1 protein-coding gene is annotated in these 258 nt (G+C 63.2%); it reads right to left on the bottom strand.

What is annotated here, in order from left to right; all coding sequences use genetic code 11:
• Positions 1–258: hypothetical protein (locus RND61_RS32560; protein ID WP_315881768.1), on the bottom strand; the 258-nt coding region annotated here is incomplete at both ends.

Genomic DNA, 258 nt, shown 5'->3' on the forward strand with positions numbered 1-258 from the left:
CACCTCACTCTCCTCGTCATAAGACGAGTAGAAGTACGGGGTCTTCGCCGCGAACTCCGCCGCACACGTATCGACCGTCTTGTACACCGGCCGCACACCCAACGCATGCCGCACCTCACGCACGACGTCCTCACGCAACCCGCAGATCTCCGCGATCTGCTGGTCGGAGAAACCGTGACGCTTCGCGTGCGCCAGCAGCTCGGGCTCCAGCTTCTCGGCGGCGGCCAGTTCGTCGGCGATCTCCTTGATCAGGAACAT

The sequence above is a fragment of the Streptomyces tamarix genome, from assembly GCF_032423885.1.
Taxonomy (GTDB): Bacteria; Actinomycetota; Actinomycetes; order Streptomycetales; family Streptomycetaceae; genus Streptomyces; species Streptomyces tamarix.